Source organism: Rhodococcus sp. 1168, assembly GCF_002091955.1.
Lineage (GTDB): Bacteria > Actinomycetota > Actinomycetes > Mycobacteriales > Mycobacteriaceae > Rhodococcoides.
On sequence record NZ_MKKY01000059.1, the window covers coordinates 21,825 to 41,940 of the forward strand.

Sequence of the window (20,116 nt, forward strand, 5' to 3'; positions counted from 1 at the left end):
GTATTATTCGGCTAAGTTTCGAAGCCAAGAGTTCGAGCGAAAGTCAGGTGCATGATGACTGCCGGACAGCTCCTCGCGGTTACCGCGGCATGCACGCTGCTCTTGGTGGTCTGCGCGAACGCCGCGACCACATCGGAGAACGACGAGTCACACTGCGGATAGCGAGCCGCGAAGCGTCTGGCCCGTTCAGCTGGAAACTGATTCTTCCGACAGGCCTGCATTGCGACGATGAAGTGACCGCATCTCGTCGCGGACGTCCTCGACGGGTCCTCGGACCGTGACCGATGGTGCCACCTGGCTGATGGGCAACGGTGTGACCGGTCCAGGATCGACGTTCCACTCCTGCTGCCATGCAGCGAGTTGGGCACTCGTCACCGCGATGACGATGTCGCCGAGACCTACCCAGGCGTGAGCGGCAGAGCACATCGGGCAGTGTTCGCCCGAGGTGTAGACCGTTGTCCGTGCACGATCTTCACTACTCAAGTTCTTTACGGCCCATTCCACGATGGTGAATTCGGGATGGCGGGTGGAGTCACCGCCACTCACCCGATTGCGATCCTCGAACAGCACCCGGCCCTCGGCGTCGACGAGCACGGAGCCGAACGGTTTATCACCTGCGTCCAGCGCCTCGTGGGCGAGCTCGACGCATCGATGGATATGGGCCAAATCGCCGGAATCGGGAAACGTCATATCCCGAGTGTGCCCTGTCAGGATCCGAGATCAGCAGCGAGAGCGCCTCGGCTCGCTCATGTCTATCGAAACAACCGTCGTTTCGTACCCGGCCGCAGCTGGATGCACGCTGTCGTTATCACGATTGGCCAATGCGCCTGAGTCTCGGGGACCAGGCCGAGACGCCTGACCGTTCCGCGGATGCTTTTCACACGCATTCGATGAAAGTGCTTGGGCAGTATCGCGCACAGTACGAATGCCGTGTCGAGTTGCCCTCAACCCCGGATTTGGTTCTATCGTCGAATTCATGACACCACCGATGCCCATGCAACCACCGAACCTCCAGCCCATCGGATTCTGGACCGTGCGAGCTGGCGAGGCCATTCGCGCTCGTACCCGCAGCGCACTACACGAGGTAGGGCTCTCGCAACCCGAATGGTGGCTTCTTCACCAGCTTTCGTCGTTTCCCGACGGTATCGACCGGGAAGAGACGATCGAGAAGCTCGGCCACAACGACACGCCGGAAGCCATCATCGAGGCAATCGAATCGTCTGTCGCGAAAGGTTTCGTTCATCTGTCCGGTTCGGTTATCGAGCAGACCGAGCACGGTGCCGAACAGATTCGGGTTGGATCGGACGTCCAGCGCAGGCTCCAAGAAGAACGGATGCAGGGCATCAGCGAAGCAGACCTCGTAACAACCATCGAAGTTCTGCAACGGACTATCGAGAACGTCGGCGGCAGTGCCTGGCATTGGTAGTTTGTCCAGCGCTGGCTGAAGATGCAGATGTTCTACACTCCAGAGCATGAGTAGACGATTAAGTCGACGCGACTTTCCTCACGTGTAAATTTCAAGGCCGCCCGGGGCTCGAATTGCTCTCGGCATCGCTGCTGTCATATGTGTTGTTCCGTCCTGATCGACGCTGCGCCTCTATCTGACTATTGTTCTGGCGTGACGTAGCGGCGATGTTGTGCGCCGGATTTTCGGCGCACGCCCTCGTACCAGATGACGAATTCGGCTGGCCGAAGCATAATTTCGGTGCAGCCATCCCATTCATGCACACTTGTAAACAAGACGGAAAGGCGTCCGGCTCGACAACATCGCTACGCCCAACGACCCCGACCGAATCGGAGCCCTGCTGATGACTACTCCCCACACACCCATTGCCGACCGAGTTGCAGAGCTTCAGCGGAAGTCAGCGACACGGCTGCCTGCAGAAGTGAGGACGGCCTTCGATGCCGACCTGGCACGCGTCACCGCAGCGGGGATACCGGCAGATGTCGCTGCCGCCGGCACGGCTATGCCCGACGGAGACGTTATCGACGAAAGCGGACATCCCACTACGTTGGCGTCGGTCCGGGCCGGCCGCCCCGCAGTGGTGGTCTTCTACCGAGGGGCATGGTGTCCGTACTGCAACCTGACGCTGCGTGCCTACCAGGAAACGTTGGTCAGCGAGCTCGACGCTCGTGGCGTCGCTCTGGTTGCTGTCAGCCCGCAGAAGCCGGACGGGTCGCTGTCGATGCAACAGAAGAACGATCTGACCTACACGGTGGCGTCCGATCCGGGGAACCAGATCGCAGGCCGGCTCGGCATCCTCACTGCACCAGGGGAAGAAGCCCGTAACGCTCAGGTAAGCCTGGGACTCGACCTCGCCGACATCAATTCCGACGGCACCCCTACAGTCCCGTTTCCGACAGTGGTCATCGTCGACGCAGCCGGCTCGATCCGGTGGATCGATGTGCACCCCGACTACACCACCCGTAGCGAGCCCGGCGAGATCCTCACCGCCCTCGACGCTGCCCTGGCCGGCTGTGCGGATACTGATGTCGATACAGATCGTCTCAGCGCGACGACTGCCGGACCCCAGCAGTAAAGACAACGATAGCCGTCGCCGCCTCGATCCTCATGCTTCGGAGAATACCGGTCGCTCACTTTCAGTCATGCTCACGCACCAACCGAGTGAACAATCAGAGCACTACGCGGCGACATTGCACCCACTGGTACTTTTCGGCAGCCCCGTTGCCCGCGCTGCCACCCGTCCGCTACCTCTACATTGTCGACGGCAGTGGAACACCCAGTCCGGTACCGTCCTTCGGCAACGAGGGAATGCAGATCGAATCCGAACTGAAGAACTAGATTCCGGCCCAGGCCGGTGACCCTTCCTGATTCTGCAGCTGTGCGACGCGATAGCCCGTCTCTGAATTCCGATGAGAGTTGGGCCGAGCTCTTCTGGAATAGTTCCGACGCATGGAATCTGTTGTGACCTTGTCGGAGAAGGACGCAGGTGAGATATTCACGCTCCAGCGTGCCGCGTACGTGACCGAGGCCCATGCCCCTGAGGATCTATATCTTCCTCCGTTGGTCGAATCGCTGATCGAGGTGACGAGCGAACTCGACAAAGCCGAGGTGGACTCGTTCGGGTTGCGTGATGGCGCACAACGACTCCTCGGAGCGGTACGCGTGTGTGTCCTTCCTGCAAATGCGCGGTGCACAGAGGTGGGCAGGCTGGTCGTAGCCCCTGACGTTCAGGTGCGTGGATTGGGCAGTCGATTGCTCGAACTCGTGGAAGCGCGAGTTTCTGAGGACATCACCGAGCTGAAGCTGTTCACCGGCGAACACAGTGTCGGTAACCTGCGGCTCTACTCGAGGTTCGGCTACCGCGAAACGCATCGTGTACCGACTGCGAGCGGTTATGGACTTGTCTATCTGAGCAAGCGAGTGCGATAGAGATTTCATTCGACATCGCGGGTGCGTGGCCAGCTGGCCAGAAATCGATTGTCGCTCAATCTGATCCGCTTCGTCCTATTGCAGCAACGTTGGCTGCGGACCGAGCAATCTTTGTCTGACGGCGTTCTCGGCAAGCAGAGGCCATATCTGGATCAGGTATTTCTCTTCAGTGGGCAGATCGGCTTCGTCTCGGTGCTCGCCGGACGTCAAAGCTCGGTTCGTTTCGTAGGCGCGAACTCTGTAGAAACCGGGACCTTGGGGCGTTACCGACGCCGCGAACGACCTGCTCTCCGCTGCGGCGAAGGGGTAGTACTCGCCTGAAGCTGCCCGCGTGTGTGCGCTCAGGGCTCTGAATCCGATTTCTTCGACCGTGTCCCACTTACCTGGAGCGAGCTCCTGTGGTTCGTCGTCGCGTAGTTGGATGGTCAGGTGTACTCGACCGCGCATTGCTCCAGTCGTGATGGTGACGATGCCCGGCGCTGCGGTGAGTAGATCGAAGCCTTCGGGCGGGTCCGGTGGGGGAAGGTAGTCGTCGACGTCCTCATCGGCTGTTCCCTCGGGGTATGCGGCATCTGTCGGCGGATCGTCGACTAGGCAGAGTGATCTGTATTCCGCCATGACCCAGTCGCTCATCTCGTCCACTCTGCGAATGCCCCTCTCGAGCTCGAATCCGATCGGCATCTTCGAGCGTATCGAACGGACGGTCGGGACGTGGCGAGGGCGAGGTGTGCCCTTGCTGTGAACGTGAGCAGCGTTCCGTATCAAGTCGAATCGGTACCGTTCGGAAATCCGAACGGCAGCTGCGACGTTCCCGCGGTGCGCTGTGTGACGGTGGTCGGCGAACAGCTTGGCACGGTGACGATCACCGGTGGCAAGGAAGGCAGGTGGGGTTGCTTGCTCTCGTCCGACGGGCATTGGTTGAATCTGTCGACAGGAGCGTCTGGCTCCGCGCGAATGTCGGACGGACTATACGGATTTCCGGCCGAGGCGACGTTACTGAGTGGGTCTGGGCACATTGTTTTGACTGTCGTATCCACCCTTGGGACGATCACTCCGGGACTCGCAAGCTTCTTTGTTCCATAGAAGCCGTGGGACGAGAATCGGTGTGGGGTCATTCGGACGGTTGAATTTTTGGACCGACTTCTGCATTTCAGCAGTTCAGGGACAATCGATCTAGTAGTTGATTCCGCTGGAGCCTGGAGCAGGTGGTATCAATTTGACGTACATAACCATTCTGCGACCCAATGGGCCGAAGCAGAAGAAGATCTGTGCTGATGGTCTCGAAGAATTCTGAAGTGGCAGTGCAGCCGTGGGGGAAACATGCGCGGACGCACACTCAGCGGATCTGAATGACAAGCAGTAACGGGCGACCACCCGACGAGTAAGGAACAACCATGACGACACCTCCTGGATGGCATGCAGACCCGGAAGGCTCTGCACAGCTACGGTGGTGGGACGGCCAACAGTGGACGTCCGCTCTTCAGCCGGATCCGATGAAACCGACTGCGTCCGAACACTTGTCAGGTGCTCCCGCTGATTCAGCATCCGGTGGATCCAACCGCAAGAAGTGGCCATGGGTCGTGGCTGCCGGCGTGGTGCTTCTCGTCGTTATCGGTGTGGTGAATTCAGCGGACAAGTCATCGGACGACGTAGCAAGCGGGCAGGCGGCCACAACGGCACAATCGAGTGCGGTCGAAAAGGCTCCGGTCATTCCGAAAGCCACGACCACGACTGCCCTCCCGCCCCCGACCCCGACGCCGGCACCAGTCCTGCCGGTGGAAACGACCGAACCTGAGGTGCCGGCACCTATCGCTCCTGCCGCACCGAAGACGACCGAGCCGGCCAGCGGGCAGACGGGGATGACCGGCGGACAGCGCAATGCTGTGCGTGCGGCCAACAGCTATCTGGACTATTCGTCGTTTTCCCGACAGGGTCTGATCGATCAACTGACGTACGAGGACTACTCGACCGAGGATGCCACCTTCGCTGTGGACAATGTCGCGGCTGATTGGAACGAACAGGCCGCGCTATCCGCTCAGGACTACCTCGACTACACAGCCTTCTCGCGTCAAGGCCTCGTCGATCAGTTGATATACGAAGGGTTCACCCCTGAACAGGCTCAGTACGGAGTGGATCAGGCAGGGCTCTAACCTCCCGGAGGCTACCTGTGCCAGGGATGTCGGGATCCAACGGTCGCTCGCCGCGGGCGTTGCGCTGACAACACTCACCGGGTTCATTGCTGAGCAACTCGGCCCCGGTTGGCCAGCCCATATCAGCAACCTGCAGCCAAGCAATTCACGCGACTCGGTCGGATAGTCTGACTCCGTGAATCTGGGAGTGGTACTCGAACGGGTGTTTGCGGGAGAAGCCAGCGACGTGCCGGATGACCCGACGGCAATCAAAATCCTGGATGGAGCGGTAGAAGTATGTGCCGCTAGCGGCATCGGAGCGCTGACGATCGACGGTGTTGCACGTCGCGCCGGGGTCAACAGGACCACCATCTACCGCCGCTTCGGTGACCGCGATGGAGTGCTGCAAGCGATGACTCTGCGCGAGGGTGAGCGCATGGCGCAGGGGATCATGAAGTCTCTCGAGGGGGTCGAGGATCCGGCCGAACAGCTCGTCGAAGGCTTCGCGGCTGCGGTGCGTCTCACCGAAGCACATCCGGTGATCCGACGCACCGCCGAGTTCGAGCCGCAGGACCTCATCGCGGCCGGGATGGCCGACGAATCTGCGTTGCTTCGGTTGGGCAGCTCCTTCGCTGCCGCTGGTGTACGAAAGTTGCAGTTGGACGGCCGGGCGACTCATCTCGATGCCGATGCGATCGGAGAGACCATGGCACGGCTGTTCGCCTCGTTCGTGCTGATCCCCGCGCAGTACTCGATAGATGTTCGTTCCGAGGCGGGGGCGAGAAGCTATGCGAGACGAACTCTCGTTCCGCTGTTACTTGGATCGGGCGAGAACGCTTGACGGTGTGCAACACATGCGACAGTATGTGTTGCATGACACGCATCGTGAATGCACCGCTTGATTACGGCATCTTCGGCCCGGAATCGGTGACCTGGAAGGTGTACCGCTATCCGACCTCGATGACGGTGGGCTTCACGCGCACCGCGCTCACCGAGATGTTCGACCCACTGGTGGTCGCTTCGGTCGCCGGCACCGGCTCTCTGCGACAGCGTGCCGCCGACCGGTACGACCGCACTCTGGAATACGCGGGCGCGCTGGTGCTTGCGGACAGCGCTACAGCCGCGCACGCCGCCGACACCCTGATGCGCATCCATTCGAGGATCACCGGTCTGGATCCAGAAACCGGTCGAACTTACGACCCCAACGATCCTGCGGGGCAGCTCTGGATACACCTCACTCAGTGGCAGTCGGTCCTTCACGTCTACGAGCGATTCGGGCCCGGGCGGTTGAGCGAGGAGGACGAACGCCAATACTGGGAAGAATGCGCCATCGCTGCGCAGTTTCAGACAATCGACCCCGCTGAAGTCCCAAGGAGCCGTACCGAAATGCGGGCGTACTACCAGCGGGTCCTTCCCGATATGGTGGTCAGCGAGACGGCAGTCGAGCATGCGCGGCTCATTCTGAACGGCGCCAACCCTGCGCTCACCGAGCTCCCCGGCCCGTTGAGCATCATGAGCCCGCTTGTCCAGTGGGTGCTGCGGCGGACCACGATCGCGACCCTGCCTCGCTGGATGCGCACAGCCATCGGGTCTCGACAAGGACCGATCATCGATGCAGTGGTCACCGCAATGTTGCGCCCGACAATGCGCCTGGCCGCACGTCAGCCGAAGGTGCTGGCCAGGAAGCTCGAAAGTGCCTCACCTCGGGCCTATGCAGTGCTCGCACCTGCAATCCTTGACATAGCACCCACGACACCCGAGACCGTTTCGGTGGAGGAAGCCTTCCGACGCGCCGGCCGGCCCCTGCCGCGTGAGCAGTATCTGGCCCTCGTGGGCGACTCGGTCACCTCAGCCCTCTGATCGCCGAACTCGAATTTCGGGGTCGACTATTACAGTCGAGTTATGACTCCTGTGAGCTGGACATTCGACGCATCAGACGGCGGCGGACTGACGATCAAGACGGACGTCACCGGCAAGGCGTCCAAATTGGGCCACCGTCTCACCATTGCAATGAAGTCGTGGACGGCCGCGGTCGACTGGTCTGGGGATATTCCCACCGCGGTTACCCTCACCGCCGAAGTCGATTCACTCGACGTAGTCGACGGTGAAGGTGGTGTCACGCCGCTGATCGGGCCGGAGAAGATCCTCGCAAAATCCAACGCGCTGAAGACCCTCGACGCGAAACGGTACCCCCAGATTCGCTTCCGCTCAGACGATATCGCCGCGATAGAAACCGGATTCAGCCTCCGCGGCACTATGGAGATCCACGGCGTCACCCGGGAGATGACTGTGATCGTAACCGTCGCCGACGATGGTACGAAATGGCACTGTGCGTCGGAAAGCACAGTGCGCCAGTCGGATTACGGAATCAAGCCGTACTCCCAGATGCTTGGTGCTATGAAGGTGGTCGACGAGGTGACCGTGTTCTTCGAGGCCGAGCGCACGAAGCCGAGCGTGAATCCACCGAAAGGGTAGTCGCCGCGAATGATCTCAGGTGCGACGGTAGGCGTTGTGATGCTCGACGGGTAATTCGTTGTCGCCGAGTTGACCAACCATGATTCGTCGTTTGTGGTCTTTCCAGTTCGACCGAAACCGTGCACACTACGTCGATGACTCGAAAACGATGGGTACAGAAGGCGATGGGTTCAGCAGCACTACTCGTGGCGTTCGGTCTGACCGCGGGGTGTGGGAACAATACCGCGTCCGCCGATGGGCCGCCCGGAGTCAGCGTCAACGGCGTCGGTGAAGTCCAAGGCACACCCGACACCTTGACGGCGCAGATCGGCGTCGAGACGACGGCCGGCGATGTCACGACGGCGATTGATCAGGCAAATGCTGCGGTCGGCAAAGTTACCGATGCGATATCGGACGCGGGCGTCGATCGCGAGGACATTCAGACCCAACAGGTGTCCATCAACCCTCAGTACTCGGGCGGGATGCTCGGCGGAACCTCGGAGATTTCCGGCTACCAGGCGACCAACACTTTGCGGATCACGGTCCGGGACCTGTCGAGGGCCTCGACGGTCCTCGGTGATGCCACGTCCGCGGGTGGTAACGCAACCCGGATCTCCGGGGTGTCATTCCGTATCGACGACGATTCGGAACTGATATCCGACGCGCGGGCCCGGGCATTCGCCGACGCCCGAGATCGCGCTGAGCAGTACGCAACGCTCTCGGGTAGCGATCTCGGACAGGTTTTGTCCATTACCGAGAACATCACCGGGCAGGACCAACCGTCGAGGTTCCCAGAGGGCGCGAGTATGGCCGACTCATCGGTCCCCATCGAACCCGGTCAGCAGACTGTCAGCGTGTCCGTGGCCGTCAAATGGGCTTTGGACTGATCGGCAGCATATTTCTTCGGCGTCTAGACCAAGTGGTTGTCTCGGTTGTCCCAGTACGGTTTGCGGAGGTCGCGTTTGAGGATTTTTCCGGTGGGGTTGCGGGGGAGGACTTCGACGACGTCGATACTCGTGGGGCATTTGAACTTTGCGAGACGGCCGCGGGTGTAGGCGATCAATTCGGATTCATCGACGATCGCGTCGGGCACGAGAACGACAACGGCTTTGATCGTTTCGCCCCAACGGTCATCGGGGACGCCGATGACCGCGACCTCGGCGATTGCGGGATGCTCCACCAGGATCCGTTCGATCTCAGGGGAGTAGACGTTCTCACCACCGGTAATGATCATGTCCTTGAGGCGGTCTTCGATGAATACGAAGCCGCTATCATCGGCTCGTCCCATGTCCCCGCTGCGCAACCACCCGTCGGCGGTGATGGTTTCGGCTGTAGCCTCGGGTTTGCCCAGATAGCCCGGGGTGCATTGTTCCGACCGCCACCACAGTTCACCAGTGTTGCCGGTTGGTGCATCCTCGAGTGTCACGGGATCGACGATCCGCACTTCCATACCAGGGATCGGCGTCCCAGCCGAGGCCATGCGTTCGGTCTGGGCCTCATCGCGATGAACGTCGGGCATCAACGCGGTGACCACCCCGGCCAACTCGGTCATGCCGTAGACCTGTACGAACTCGGTGTCTGGCCAGGCAGCAAGCGCAGCGCGTAACAGTGGCAACGGCATCGGTGCAGCGCCGTAGATGATGCGCTTGAATGCCTTGAACGCGTCGATCGCTTGTTCTCCTGCAGCCAACACCCCGGCTATCACCGGGGGAACGAGGAAGGCGATGTTGGCGCCCGCCGCGAGTCCCGCAAAGATAGACGGGCCGTCGGCTTCCCGCGTGAAGTAGCAGTGTGTACCAGCATGAATCCCCATTATGGCGTAGCAGGTTCCACCGACGTGGAACATAGGCATGGCAATCAAGAATCGGTGATCTTCATTCACCGGCATGATCTCGAGCATGCTGTCGCTGTGTGCGAAAAGGTTTCGATGTGTCAGCCGAACGCCTTTGGGCCGACCGGTAGTCCCTGAGCTGTAGAGAATCAGTGCAGTTGCTTCGGGGCTGACATGCGGGCGGGGGTGTAGCGGCGAAACTCCGTCGATCCACGGCTCGAACTCATCGTGTTCACCACCTACCGAGAAAATCATTTCGACGGCGCTCAGACGGTCTCGGATGGCAAGAATCTGCGGGTGGAGTTCGCTGCCGACGAACAGAATGCGGGCACCTGAGTCGGCCAGGACGTAATCGAGTTCCTCAGCTGCTAGCCGCCAGTTGGGAACGACGTTCGCCGCACCGAGAAGCGAAGCGGCATAGGTAACTTCGATACACGACAGATGATTTTTGTCGACAAACGCGACCGTATCGCCGGCTACGATACCTGCCTCTTCGAGGGCGGCCGCGACGCGGAGGATGCGCTCGTACCACTGTGACCAGGTGTATTCCGACCCTTGGAAGGTCATCGCGAGCTCGTCCGGTTTGACCGTCGACCAATGCTCGACGCGATCGGAGATGATTCCTACTGTGGGATCGGACATCGAATCATCCTCATAACGTATCGACGGGCGGATTACGCAAGTCCGGTTGCCTCGCAATCGTGACCCGAATATTAACTTGGGCCTCGGTCCGGCGGACGACTTCCGTCCACATCGAAGTCTCCGAGTTCGCGACGGCGAGAGTGCAATGCCACAATCTATGTCGCTTATCGACTCCATCGGCGAAATGTAGGTGTCGCATCGACTCGTTCAGTAGACAACGGCACCCCTGCTCATGGAACCCGAAATCGGACTTTGATCAGGAACCACTACACGCCGAGGTGACCGTCGAGGCTCCCGGCCACCTGAGTCACCGGTGGCGAACTGACGCACCCCGCCAGTCCCCGGTGGGGTGCCGATGTTCGCGTCTGATTCCGAATCGAGGACGCCTTCGTCGAAGGCCTTTCGAGTCTCGATGACCTGGATGAACATCAAACGGTCTAGGAATGGAATTACCCAGTTGCGGTGGGAGTTCCACATGATTTCCTACCTGCCCGACGCGCACGGTGCCAACCTGTTCATCGCGCACAGGGACCGTCCGATGAGTAGCATCCGGAACTCACGACGTTTGGGCCGGGCGTAAAACCGATCTACCCAACAACTCACAAACCTGCAATGCCAAAGCAAGATCCAACTTGTCTCGGCCGGCAGTAACAGAATCGCCGAGTGCCTTGTTGATGCGATACTTCACCGTATTACGGTGCAGATGCATGTAATTGGCAGTGTGCAGATGACTTTCACCATGAGCAAAGTACGCGCTCAACGTCGTCCGCAAGGACGCGGCAGAGGGTGTATCTTCCGCCAACGGACCGAGCACCTCCCAAACCCATGACTTCGTAGAATCGATGTTCTCAGAGAGAAGGGACACCACGGCGACGCCGCGGTCCCCGAAGCTCACCACAGGGCGCTGCGGCGTATCCGGCACCGCAGCAACGGAATAGGCGGCGGTGGCCTGCTGGTGAGATCTTTTGAATCCTTCGATCCCTGATCCTGGCAGTCCGATTGCCACCCGCGCTCCGCCGTCCAACGGCACTGCCGCCGCTAGAACTTGTAGATCCGGTGCGCCCACCCGGCGACCGAAGGGCAGCCAGGCCCACACCGTGCGTCGATCGATTGCGGTGATGATCGGCGGCTTGTCCACTCCCACCGCTGCGCCGAGATCGCGTACAAGTCGGTCAAGCGTGTTGATGCCGAGCACGTCCGCATCCCACGTCGACCAGACCACCAGAGCGACGTGGTGCTGACCGAGGCGATATCCGGTCTCCGATTCGAAAGCGCCGGCATCCGCGTTGGTTCCGGACAGTAGGGCGTGGATCGCGGCCGAATGGAGGTTTCCCTGTGCTGCCATCCATCGACTGCGTTCCTGCTCGTATGCGTCGAAGACGTAGAGCGTGATCCAGTCGATGTAGCTGTAGACCACATCCGAAGTGTGTTTCAGGGCAGCCAAAGTGAGTCGTGCTGGAATATCCAGGGTGCTGATCTCTTCGTGACAGATCCGCATCAGATCGCCTTGCCCCATATGATAGGCCCGAACGAGCGAGTTGGACGGAACATCCCGTTGTGCCAGCCGCAGAGCATATTCCACCGCAGCGGTAGTGGGCTGTAGATGATCGATCGGAATGTCGTTGGCCAAGACGTGGATGATCGTCGTGATGTTTCCCTGCACGCTGGCATCGAGCATTTCGAGCACTTTGGCGTCTGCGTCCAACTGGTCGATTTCGTGAGCCATCATCGAGGCCATTTCACGCGCAATGTCGGCGCTACGCTCATCGAGTCGTCTGGCCAACTCGGCAACCACGGCAAGCACTTCCGGCTCTGCAGATGCAGGCACTCGGGCGAGGCGCCGCATCGCGCCGGCGCCTCGCTCCTTATGTGACGGACTACTCACAGAACTTCCGCGCCCCGTCGTCGCAGGTACTTCAAAGCCGATTCGGCAGCGTTGTACCCACACATTCCGTGCGCTCCGGCACCCGGTGGGGTCGAGGCCGAGCACAGGTAGGTGCCCGCGATCCCCGTGCTGTATGGATCGATTGCAACGCGCGGACGCAAGACAACCTGCAGTTCGGTGTTGGCCCCGCCGATGATGTCGCCGCCTACCTGATTCGGATTGTCCTGCGCCAGATCAGCGGTACCAAGACTCGAAGTCGCGACAATCCGGTCCCGGAATCCTGGCGCAAAGCGTTCGATCTGGCGAATAATCGACTCCGTAGCGTCGCCGTCGTACCCGTGAGGGACATGCGCATAGGCGTACAACGGATGGATGTTCCCGGCAGAGCGCGTGGGATCCGCCAGGTATTGCTGACCGAGAAGCACAAACGGTCGGTCCGGCATACGACCTGCATTCGTGTCTCGCTCAGCTGCCACGATCTCGTCGAAACCACCACCCAGATGGACTGTTCCGGCCCGAGCGCAATCAGAATTGATCCACGGCACATGGCCTTCGACGGCAAAATCGACCTTGAACGCTCCGGGGGCCTGCTTGAACTTTCGATAGGCCTTCGCAACTCGGCCAGGGAGTCGATCGCCCAGGATTTCGAGCGCACCCCTCGGATTGACATCCAGCAGAACAACGTCGGCGCGCGGGATCTCGGAGGCAGTGCGTACCCGAACGCCGGTGTCGATCTTGCCGCCGTGATCGAGGAGCATCGCGGCCATTGCGTCGGTGATCGAACGCGAACCACCCTCGGCGACCGGCCAACCATAGCGGTGACCAGCAGCGGTGATCATCAACCCCACCGCCGAGGTGGCCGGACGGTTGAGTGGATAGAAGGCGTGCGCCGCAACCCCGCCGAACAACGCCTTCCCTTTGTCGGTCTTCCACAGCTTCGCGGTCACCGTTGCTGGAAGCAGCGCTCGCGGACCGAAAGCTGCGAGGCGCAGCGGATGATGCGGAACATTGACGATCGGTCGCATCAGGTCGGACGCCAGGTCGTCGAACCCCGTCGACAAGTCACCGAACATGCGTCGCCATCGAGCCCCATCCGCGCCGAGTCCCGCAGCGGTCTGCTCCAACGAGCGGTACAGAACACCGGCATCGCCGCTGTCGAGCGGATGCGCACAGTCCACCTCTGCCCAACGCCAGATCAGCCCATATCGCGCGAGATCCAGTGTGGACAGGTACGGCGAGCCGATTCCCATCGGGTGAAACGCCGAGCAGTGATCGTGGATCAATCCCGGCACGTCGATCGGACCGGAGCGGGTGCCTCCGCCGATCTGGTTGGAAGCCTCGATTACCTGCACGTCCACACCGCTACGTGCAAGGTGTAACGCGGCAGCGAGCCCATTGGGCCCGCTGCCGACGACTACGGCCTTCGTCACTTACTCACCTCTTGCTCGCTACCGCTCACTGTCGTACGCATCTTCGGTTCGGAAACAACCTGCGGATCCGTTGCCGCGCGGTCGGCCCGTACGTCCAGTGTCCACTGAACGTCGAACGGAATTGGCCCGTTCGGCAACCACGGTTGCTCGGCAACTGCGTCGGCGACCTTGAAAGTACCCCGTTCGATGACGCCGAGAGCCGCATCGATCACCTGGTACCCCTGAGTACCCTTGTGGATGGGCTGCGATTCGATCCAGGTCACCAAGAACTCACCGGGCGCGAAGTTGCAGCGACGCTGGATGGCGGCGATCAGCTTCGCGTCGTGTAGGTGCCCGTCACCGAAGTTGAAGGCGACGATGGAGTTGCAACTGAACTCGGCTTCGCGCAGTGAGTACGTGTTGATGTCGTCGCCGAGGTGCCTGATCATCAGAGAGAACAGTGCACGCCCTTGGCTGTGCATGGAACGCCAGCCCAACAACTGATGCAGAACGACGTCGGAAACGTCCTCGGGGTACATCGTCATCAACTGATTGCGCGTATCCGAAGATGGACGCTTGATGAACTGGTCGATCTTCGCTTCGGCCCCCGGCGCGAATGCCCACGTCGCAGATGCCCAGTTACCGGCGTACTGACGCATGGACGGCAGGAAGGACACCAGATCGGGTCGAAAATTTCCTAAAATCGGGAAGAATGCCAGGGCTGCAACAATTCCCACGGTGATCCACGGCGAGGACATTGCTCCGAGGCCGTAGCCTTCCCATGCCGGGAAGCCCAGGAACAGGAAGACCGAGGCGTAAGCGAACAAAAGATTCCATTCGAGTGGAACGGCCAGCGGGAAAGTCGACGCAATGAACAGGTGGAATCCGACCATGAGGATCACGGCGAGGATGGTGAGCGTCTTGTTCGTCGAGAACAGCAGTATCAGCGGGGTGATGATTTCGACCATCGTTCCGGCCACGTGCGCGACGCCGCCGGCCAAATGCGAGGGCCGTAGATCCTCCGGGTAATTCCGGTAGTGCGCACGCTTGATTCTCTTCGACGTGATCCACGGCGTGTTGCTGAGCATCGGGGGAACCACCAGCGAGAAGTGGCGACCGAATTTCGATACACCGGCGCTGATCCACACCATGACGATCAGCAGTTTGAGCGCCAGGATCATGTCGACGAAGGGCAGGAACGTGAAGAAGAATATTGCCGGCAGGTATTGCTCACTACGTGCAGCGATGAAGGGCACCTTGTCACGCAGCCCGAGAATCAATATGAGTACCAGGAAGGAGTACAGGACCGTCGGTCGAACGAGTCCAGCACTGTCCGCGAATGCCGAATCGATTCCGGCGGTGTGCACGCCCGGAATGATCGCTGCAACAGAGAGATTGGCGACTGCGGCGACGTAGATGAAAACGTCGAAGGCCGTGCGGGTGTCACCCGAGGTGAGCGGTACCTTGCCCGGCCACGGTGGGAGGCGAATCGTACCGGGGCGAATCCAGTAGAGAAGTCCACCGGTCATCGGCTTGAAGTGCCCCGCGAGCGGGCCCCAGGATCCTGCCAGGCCCAGCATCTCGAGCATCATCGTCCAGATGATGAGTTTCTGGTAGACGATCGGCTGGTTCCACCACGATCCGAGGTCGAACCACGATAGGCCGGAAGTCAACGTGGCAACGGCTGTTCCAGCCGCCAGGTAGAGGAACAACAACTTCATGATGTAGACGGTGTGGACCATCTTCGGCGTACCAAAGCCGTAATCCACCCAGTGCGTGGACATGTCACGCAGACGCTCGAGGAACGGCTTGTCCATGAATGTTGCCGGATCGACGGGAGGGAAGTTTCCTTCTTTGAATCCCATGATGTGCTCCTAAAATACGGAATGTGGGCATGACGGACCTACTCGGCGGACGTCGTCGAGTTGTGTTGGTACTGTTGGGGAAGCGGCTAGGGAGCGGGATTTGCGCTCAAAGCGCGTCTCATTCCAGGTTTGTCGATCTTGCCCACCGGGTTTCGGGGAAGCGTATCGACGACGTAGATGGCCACTGGTACCTTCACTCGAGTAAGCAAGGCCGTGACATGTTCGAGTAGTTCGTCTTCGGTGACGGGCGCATCGGGGTAGGCCACAACATAGGCCACTGGCACCTCGCCATAGACCTGGTGCGGAGCGCCGATGACGGCGGCTTCCAGCACGGAAGGATGCGTGGCGAGCGAGTTTTCGATCTCCTTGGGGTAGATGTTCTCGCCCCCGCGGATGATCATGTCCTTGATGCGGTCGACCAGGGTCAGGTAGCCGTCCTCGTCGAGGACTCCGACGTCACCGGTGTGCAACCAACCGTCCTTGACGGCCTGTGCAGTTTCCTCCGGCTTGCCCAGATAGCCGCGCATCACGTTGTCGCCCTTGATTACCACCTCTCCGGCAGTGCCGACGGGCGCAAAGGTTCCGTCCTCGGCGAGAATCGCAATCTGCTGGCCGGGCAGCGCCGGTCCGACCGTACCGAGTTTGCGCACTCCTTCGACCGGATTGCAGGCCGACGCGCAGGTCCCCTCGGTAAGTCCGTATCCTTCCGCGATCACGAAACCGAAACGCTGTTCTGCGCGTTCGAGGAGTTCCCTGCTGATCGGCGCCGCACCACATATGGCGAACTTCAAAGAGGACGTGTCGATCGACGCGTCTTCCTGCTGTGAGGCCAGCATCGCGTAGATTGCCGGCACAGCCGAGAAATACGTGGGACGAAGCCGCGCAACGTCGTGGAAGAACCTCGACACCGAGAACTTTCCGGTGACACTCACCTGTCCGCCGACGAGCAAGGGCGTCAAGACGCTGACGCAGATCGCGTTGACATGGAACAGTGGCAGAATCAGCAGGCAATGATCAGCGCCGGTGACACCGATGTTCTTTCCCATCGACGAGGCCATGAATTGCAGGTTGGCATGGGTGAGCATCACTCCCTTGGGTCGCCCGGTGGAGCCGCTGGTGTAGATGAGCAGAGCCAGATCGTCTGCTGCAACATTGATTCCGGGTTGAGAATCGGTAGGCGGCACTGTCGCCAGATCGGTGACGACCAACAACGCACGTCCACTAGAGGGAGCGTCGGCAGTGGCGGTGATGACCAACTCGGCCCCGGAGTCCGCGATCTGGTAATCCGCTTCGTTCGCGGTGAACATCGGATTGATGGGTGTAGCTGCAGCGCCGATGCGCCAGGCAGCCATGATCGCAATCAGTAGCTCGACTCGATTGGGCAGCATGATCGCCACCACGTCACCGAGTCCGATTCCGAGTCCGGCCAATTGCGCGGCAACAGCTTCCGTGCGACTTGCAAACTCTTCATACGTGAGTTCGACGCGGTCGTCCCGCACGCACGGCTTCTGCCCGTACTTCTTTGCAAGATCCCAAGCCAAATATCCAATGTCCGCCACGAGAGTCAGCACCTTTCATTCGTGTGTGACTCGAAACACTATCGACGTCCTGCGACCGAAGAAACGGTCCCTGAGGATCAACTTGTCCAGGTTCTTTGTTCCCTGAGCACAATGCCGAAGGTGCAGCGCACGTGAGCTCGAGGGCTGCTGCAACACCTCGTGAGCGCGTCGGATCACCACCTCGGAAATCCGGTTCAAGACGGGTGACGACAGTATCCACTGCTGTCAGTACGAGGCAGATCTGCCGGGTGGCCGACCCTTTCGATCGAGGTACCGATCCTGGGGCAGAGCCTTGCGATCGAAGAAAAACACCAGCGGTAGCGAAAGCGTTTCGGCTGTAGCACCATTCCTCAATGAGACATGTCAGCGCGCATAGTACTCCCTCATCGGTTCTTCGGCCAGCACTTCGCCGTCGGAGACGATGGTCAGCGAGGACCGATCGAGTCGATACTGGGTTCCGTCGGCGGGGTTGGTGGCGATGAATCCGCCGGCAGAGGGCCTCGGGTCGTCGAGTTCGATCCCGGCGGCGTCGGTGATTCGGACGCCCTTGTAGTAGTACCGTCCGACGCCGGTTTCGCACACCACGATTTTGGAATCGGTGGTGCGTCCGATGGCGACGGCGAGATTGTCGGCGTTGCATCGGGGCCCGGATGAGCCGAGGAAGCCTTGGCTGTCCGCGCCGGATACAGGGATCGATCGAGCGCGGGTTGGTACGACCGGAGTGGACGTCGGGGCAATCGTTGTCGGCGGCTCTGTCTCCACGTTCGGCGCGCTCTGGGAAGTCGGAGCAGCCGCCGATGGTACTGCAGCCGTGTTGGATTCGGTCTTCGGCGCGAGTGTCAGCCATGCAACAGCTGCGCCGAGTCCGAGTACCAGGACGACGAGGAGGGTGATCGTCACGGGGAGAAACGTCGAGCGGTGCGGCCCCGGTTGAGCGACCGGGTACGGGGCTGCATTCGGTCGAGGTGGTGGGGGAGGAGGTGCCGCTGTGTCCCAGGCCTGCGGTCGGGGATGGACGGCATCGCCAACTTTGGTCTGTCGATATTCACCGACGCTGCCCACTGCCGTGCCGTCGAGAGTGCGATCTACGATCGCGGTGGCCTCGGCGCGGTCCGGCGGAGTAAGGGCAAGATGGGCGGCCCGCGCGAAATCGCCCGTACTGGAGAACCGTTCATCGGGATCTTTCGCCAGACCGCGGACGACTACCGCATCGAGTGCACGGGGAAGCCCCGGCCGAGTGAGGCTGGCTCGGGGTGGCGCGGTCATGAGATGCGCTTTGATAAGTTGGCTGACGCTGGTCGAGGGATAAGGCGCTGTTCCGGTGAGGCATTCGTACAGCACGCAGGCCAGTGAGTACGTGTCGGCCTGATGGGTGACCGTATCGGCGTCGAATCGTTCGGGTGCCATGTAGGCGTACGAGCCGATCGCGGTGCCCTGGGTGGTGAGCTGTACGTCCGAACCTGACCGAGCAATACCGAAGTCCACGAGATAAGCGAAGTCGTCCCGAGTAAGGAGAATATTCTCCGGCTTGATGTCGCGGTGAATCAAATTGTCGGCGTGTGCGGCGTCCAACGCTGAGGCGACCTGTGCGACGATCGCGACGGCGCGGCTCGGTGACATCGGACCCTGAGCCCTGAGAACGGTTCGAAGATCATCGCCGGCGACCAGCCGCATGTCGATGAAGAGGACGCCGTCGATCTCGCCCCAGTCGTGAATGGGAATAATATGTGGCTCTCGAAGACGCGCTGCAGCTCGCGATTCGCGGCGGAACCGTTCCTGATAAGTCGGATCGTGCGCAAGGTCGGGTGAGAGTAGTTTGAGGGCCACAGTGCGGTCTTTGACAGTGTCGTATGCCTCGTACACCTCACCCATGCCGCCCTTGCCGAGCAACGATTTCAGCTTGTAGGGGCCGAACTGGCTTCCCTCTCGGGATACTGACGCGATCTGATTCATCGAACCTGCTTCGTGTGTGCCGAGAAGAATACAAACGATGATCCAGTCAGGTTTCGCTCGGTAGCGTGGATTCGTTACGTAATAGCCCCTCACGGCTTCCGCGGTGTGCAGTTCTACGAGATGGGTGACCCGAGCTTTCGCATCATGGTCAACCGGCCAGGTCGCGCCGATGATAGACGGGAAATGCCAAGGCGCACAATACGATCGCGGCGACAAGAAGAATTGATAGATCAGCGTAGTTGACCCCGTTGACGAGGGGGTTGCTACCTGCGAAGTAGTACCAGGGACTGACCTTCGTGAAGCCGGCAAGTGAGTCCGACAGCGGTAGGAAAGCGTTGAGCGCGAAGGCAAGCACGGCAAGTGCCGCCGGGATGGCCGAGGCGAGCCGGCCGTCACCGGTAAGCGCAGCGATCAGTACCGCGACCGCGCCGAATACGATCGCCAACAGTGCGCTGTGCGCGCACGTGCCGAACACGCCGGATGCGTCGATACCGAGACCGCCGATCACATTCCCGATTATCAATCCGGCTGCGACGCCTAGGGTCGCGAGCAGCACGTGGACTATCATGGCCGCGGTCTTGGCGGCCAGAAAAGCGCTGCGACTCAATGGAAGTGATAAAAGTACGCCTATGGTCTTTGTCTGTTCCTCTCCGCAGATCGCCTTGGATGCGGAGAGAATTGCAACCGCGATCAGTCCTCCAGGCACGACCAGCGAGACCATTTCGGCATTCATCCACCCCGCTGGAGTGGTCATGTCCGCACCAGCGAGCAGTTTGCCGACCGAGTCCGTGAAATTGGCAGGCAGGGCGACCAATGTGTCCTGCAACGGCGGCCACAGCGCCCCCGTCAGGGCACCCATCGCGACCATCGCCGCAGCCACGACACCCACCAGCGTCAACCGGTCTCGCAGGGCGAGCGCCGTCACCGCTCGGATCTGGCGGAGCCGGCGCGGTCGTGCCGAGCCCGCGGCACTGTGGTCTGAGGTCGTTGTCATC

18 protein-coding genes are annotated in these 20,116 nt (G+C 60.6%); 9 read left to right on the plus strand and 9 right to left on the minus strand.

Features of this window, described 5'->3' with window-relative positions:
- Positions 1-186: 186 nt before the first annotated feature.
- Positions 187-690, minus strand: coding sequence for a nucleoside deaminase (locus BJI47_RS11235; protein WP_088943810.1), 504 nt, complete (start codon positions 688-690; stop codon positions 187-189).
- A gap of 286 nt (positions 691-976) precedes the next feature.
- Here BJI47_RS11235 and BJI47_RS11240 point away from each other — a divergent pair, with 286 nt between their 5' ends.
- The 4 genes from BJI47_RS11240 (at position 977) to BJI47_RS11250 (ending at position 3,394) form a co-directional block, all read left to right on the plus strand.
- Positions 977-1,426: a hypothetical protein gene (locus BJI47_RS11240; protein ID WP_088943892.1), complete on the plus strand. Its 450-nt coding sequence runs from the start codon at positions 977-979 to the stop codon at positions 1,424-1,426.
- A gap of 382 nt (positions 1,427-1,808) precedes the next feature.
- Positions 1,809-2,540, plus strand: coding sequence for a peroxiredoxin-like family protein (locus BJI47_RS11245; protein WP_088943811.1), 732 nt, complete (start codon positions 1,809-1,811; stop codon positions 2,538-2,540).
- Positions 2,541-2,626: 86 nt separating this feature from the next.
- Positions 2,627-2,803 (plus strand): hypothetical protein, encoded by a 177-nt coding sequence (locus BJI47_RS24095; protein WP_176224808.1) that lies wholly within the window; start codon positions 2,627-2,629, stop codon positions 2,801-2,803.
- A 111-nt stretch (positions 2,804-2,914) separates the two neighbouring features.
- Positions 2,915-3,394, plus strand: a complete 480-nt coding sequence (locus BJI47_RS11250; RefSeq protein ID WP_088943812.1) for an N-acetyltransferase — start codon at positions 2,915-2,917, stop codon at positions 3,392-3,394.
- Positions 3,395-3,469: 75 nt separating this feature from the next.
- On the opposite strand, the gene BJI47_RS11255 is transcribed toward BJI47_RS11250, so the two are convergent.
- On the minus strand, positions 3,470-4,027 hold the full coding sequence (locus BJI47_RS11255) for a hypothetical protein (RefSeq protein WP_125458721.1): 558 nt from the start codon (positions 4,025-4,027) through the stop codon (positions 3,470-3,472).
- Between the two features lie 761 nt (positions 4,028-4,788).
- Here BJI47_RS11255 and BJI47_RS11265 point away from each other — a divergent pair.
- From BJI47_RS11265 to BJI47_RS11285, 5 genes are all read left to right on the plus strand, one after another.
- Positions 4,789-5,544: an Ltp family lipoprotein gene (locus BJI47_RS11265; protein ID WP_088943815.1), complete on the plus strand. Its 756-nt coding sequence runs from the start codon at positions 4,789-4,791 to the stop codon at positions 5,542-5,544.
- 175 nt (positions 5,545-5,719) lie between these two features.
- The gene (locus tag BJI47_RS11270) at positions 5,720-6,364 is read left to right on the plus strand and encodes a TetR/AcrR family transcriptional regulator (protein ID WP_088943816.1); all 645 of its coding nucleotides are present in this window, start codon (positions 5,720-5,722) and stop codon (positions 6,362-6,364) included.
- A gap of 32 nt (positions 6,365-6,396) precedes the next feature.
- Positions 6,397-7,383: an oxygenase MpaB family protein gene (locus BJI47_RS11275; protein WP_176224809.1), complete on the plus strand. Its 987-nt coding sequence runs from the start codon at positions 6,397-6,399 to the stop codon at positions 7,381-7,383.
- A gap of 42 nt (positions 7,384-7,425) precedes the next feature.
- On the plus strand, positions 7,426-7,998 hold the full coding sequence (locus tag BJI47_RS11280; protein ID WP_088943818.1) for a YceI family protein: 573 nt from the start codon (positions 7,426-7,428) through the stop codon (positions 7,996-7,998).
- Between the two features lie 134 nt (positions 7,999-8,132).
- Positions 8,133-8,864 (plus strand): SIMPL domain-containing protein, encoded by a 732-nt coding sequence (locus BJI47_RS11285; protein ID WP_176224810.1) that lies wholly within the window; start codon positions 8,133-8,135, stop codon positions 8,862-8,864.
- Between the two features lie 23 nt (positions 8,865-8,887).
- On the opposite strand, the gene BJI47_RS11290 is transcribed toward BJI47_RS11285, so the two are convergent.
- The 7 genes from BJI47_RS11290 to BJI47_RS11330 all read right to left on the minus strand — a co-directional run bounded on the left by BJI47_RS11290 (position 8,888) and on the right by BJI47_RS11330 (position 20,115).
- Positions 8,888-10,450 carry a long-chain-fatty-acid--CoA ligase gene (locus tag BJI47_RS11290; RefSeq protein ID WP_088943819.1) on the minus strand — a complete coding sequence of 521 codons (1,563 nt, stop codon included), beginning with the start codon at positions 10,448-10,450 and terminating at the stop codon, positions 8,888-8,890.
- A gap of 556 nt (positions 10,451-11,006) precedes the next feature.
- Entirely contained in the window at positions 11,007-12,296 is a 1,290-nt protein-coding gene (locus BJI47_RS11300; RefSeq protein ID WP_088943821.1) for a CdaR family transcriptional regulator, read from the minus strand.
- Positions 12,297-12,331: 35 nt separating this feature from the next.
- Entirely contained in the window at positions 12,332-13,765 is a 1,434-nt protein-coding gene (locus tag BJI47_RS11305) for an NAD(P)/FAD-dependent oxidoreductase (RefSeq protein ID WP_088943822.1), read from the minus strand.
- Positions 13,762-15,609, minus strand: a complete 1,848-nt coding sequence (locus BJI47_RS11310; protein WP_088943823.1) for a DUF3556 domain-containing protein — start codon at positions 15,607-15,609, stop codon at positions 13,762-13,764. Before BJI47_RS11310 ends, BJI47_RS11305 begins: the two co-directional genes overlap by 4 nt.
- 86 nt (positions 15,610-15,695) lie before the next feature.
- On the minus strand, positions 15,696-17,168 hold the full coding sequence (locus tag BJI47_RS11315) for a class I adenylate-forming enzyme family protein (protein WP_088943894.1): 1,473 nt from the start codon (positions 17,166-17,168) through the stop codon (positions 15,696-15,698).
- A 363-nt stretch (positions 17,169-17,531) separates the two neighbouring features.
- Positions 17,532-19,121 (minus strand): serine/threonine-protein kinase, encoded by a 1,590-nt coding sequence (locus BJI47_RS11325; protein ID WP_088943824.1) that lies wholly within the window; start codon positions 19,119-19,121, stop codon positions 17,532-17,534.
- Positions 19,122-19,269: 148 nt separating this feature from the next.
- A complete protein-coding gene (locus tag BJI47_RS11330) occupies positions 19,270-20,115 on the minus strand; it encodes an ABC transporter permease subunit (protein ID WP_176224811.1) in 846 nt (281 codons plus the stop codon).
- Between the last annotated feature and the right edge of the window lies 1 nt (position 20,116).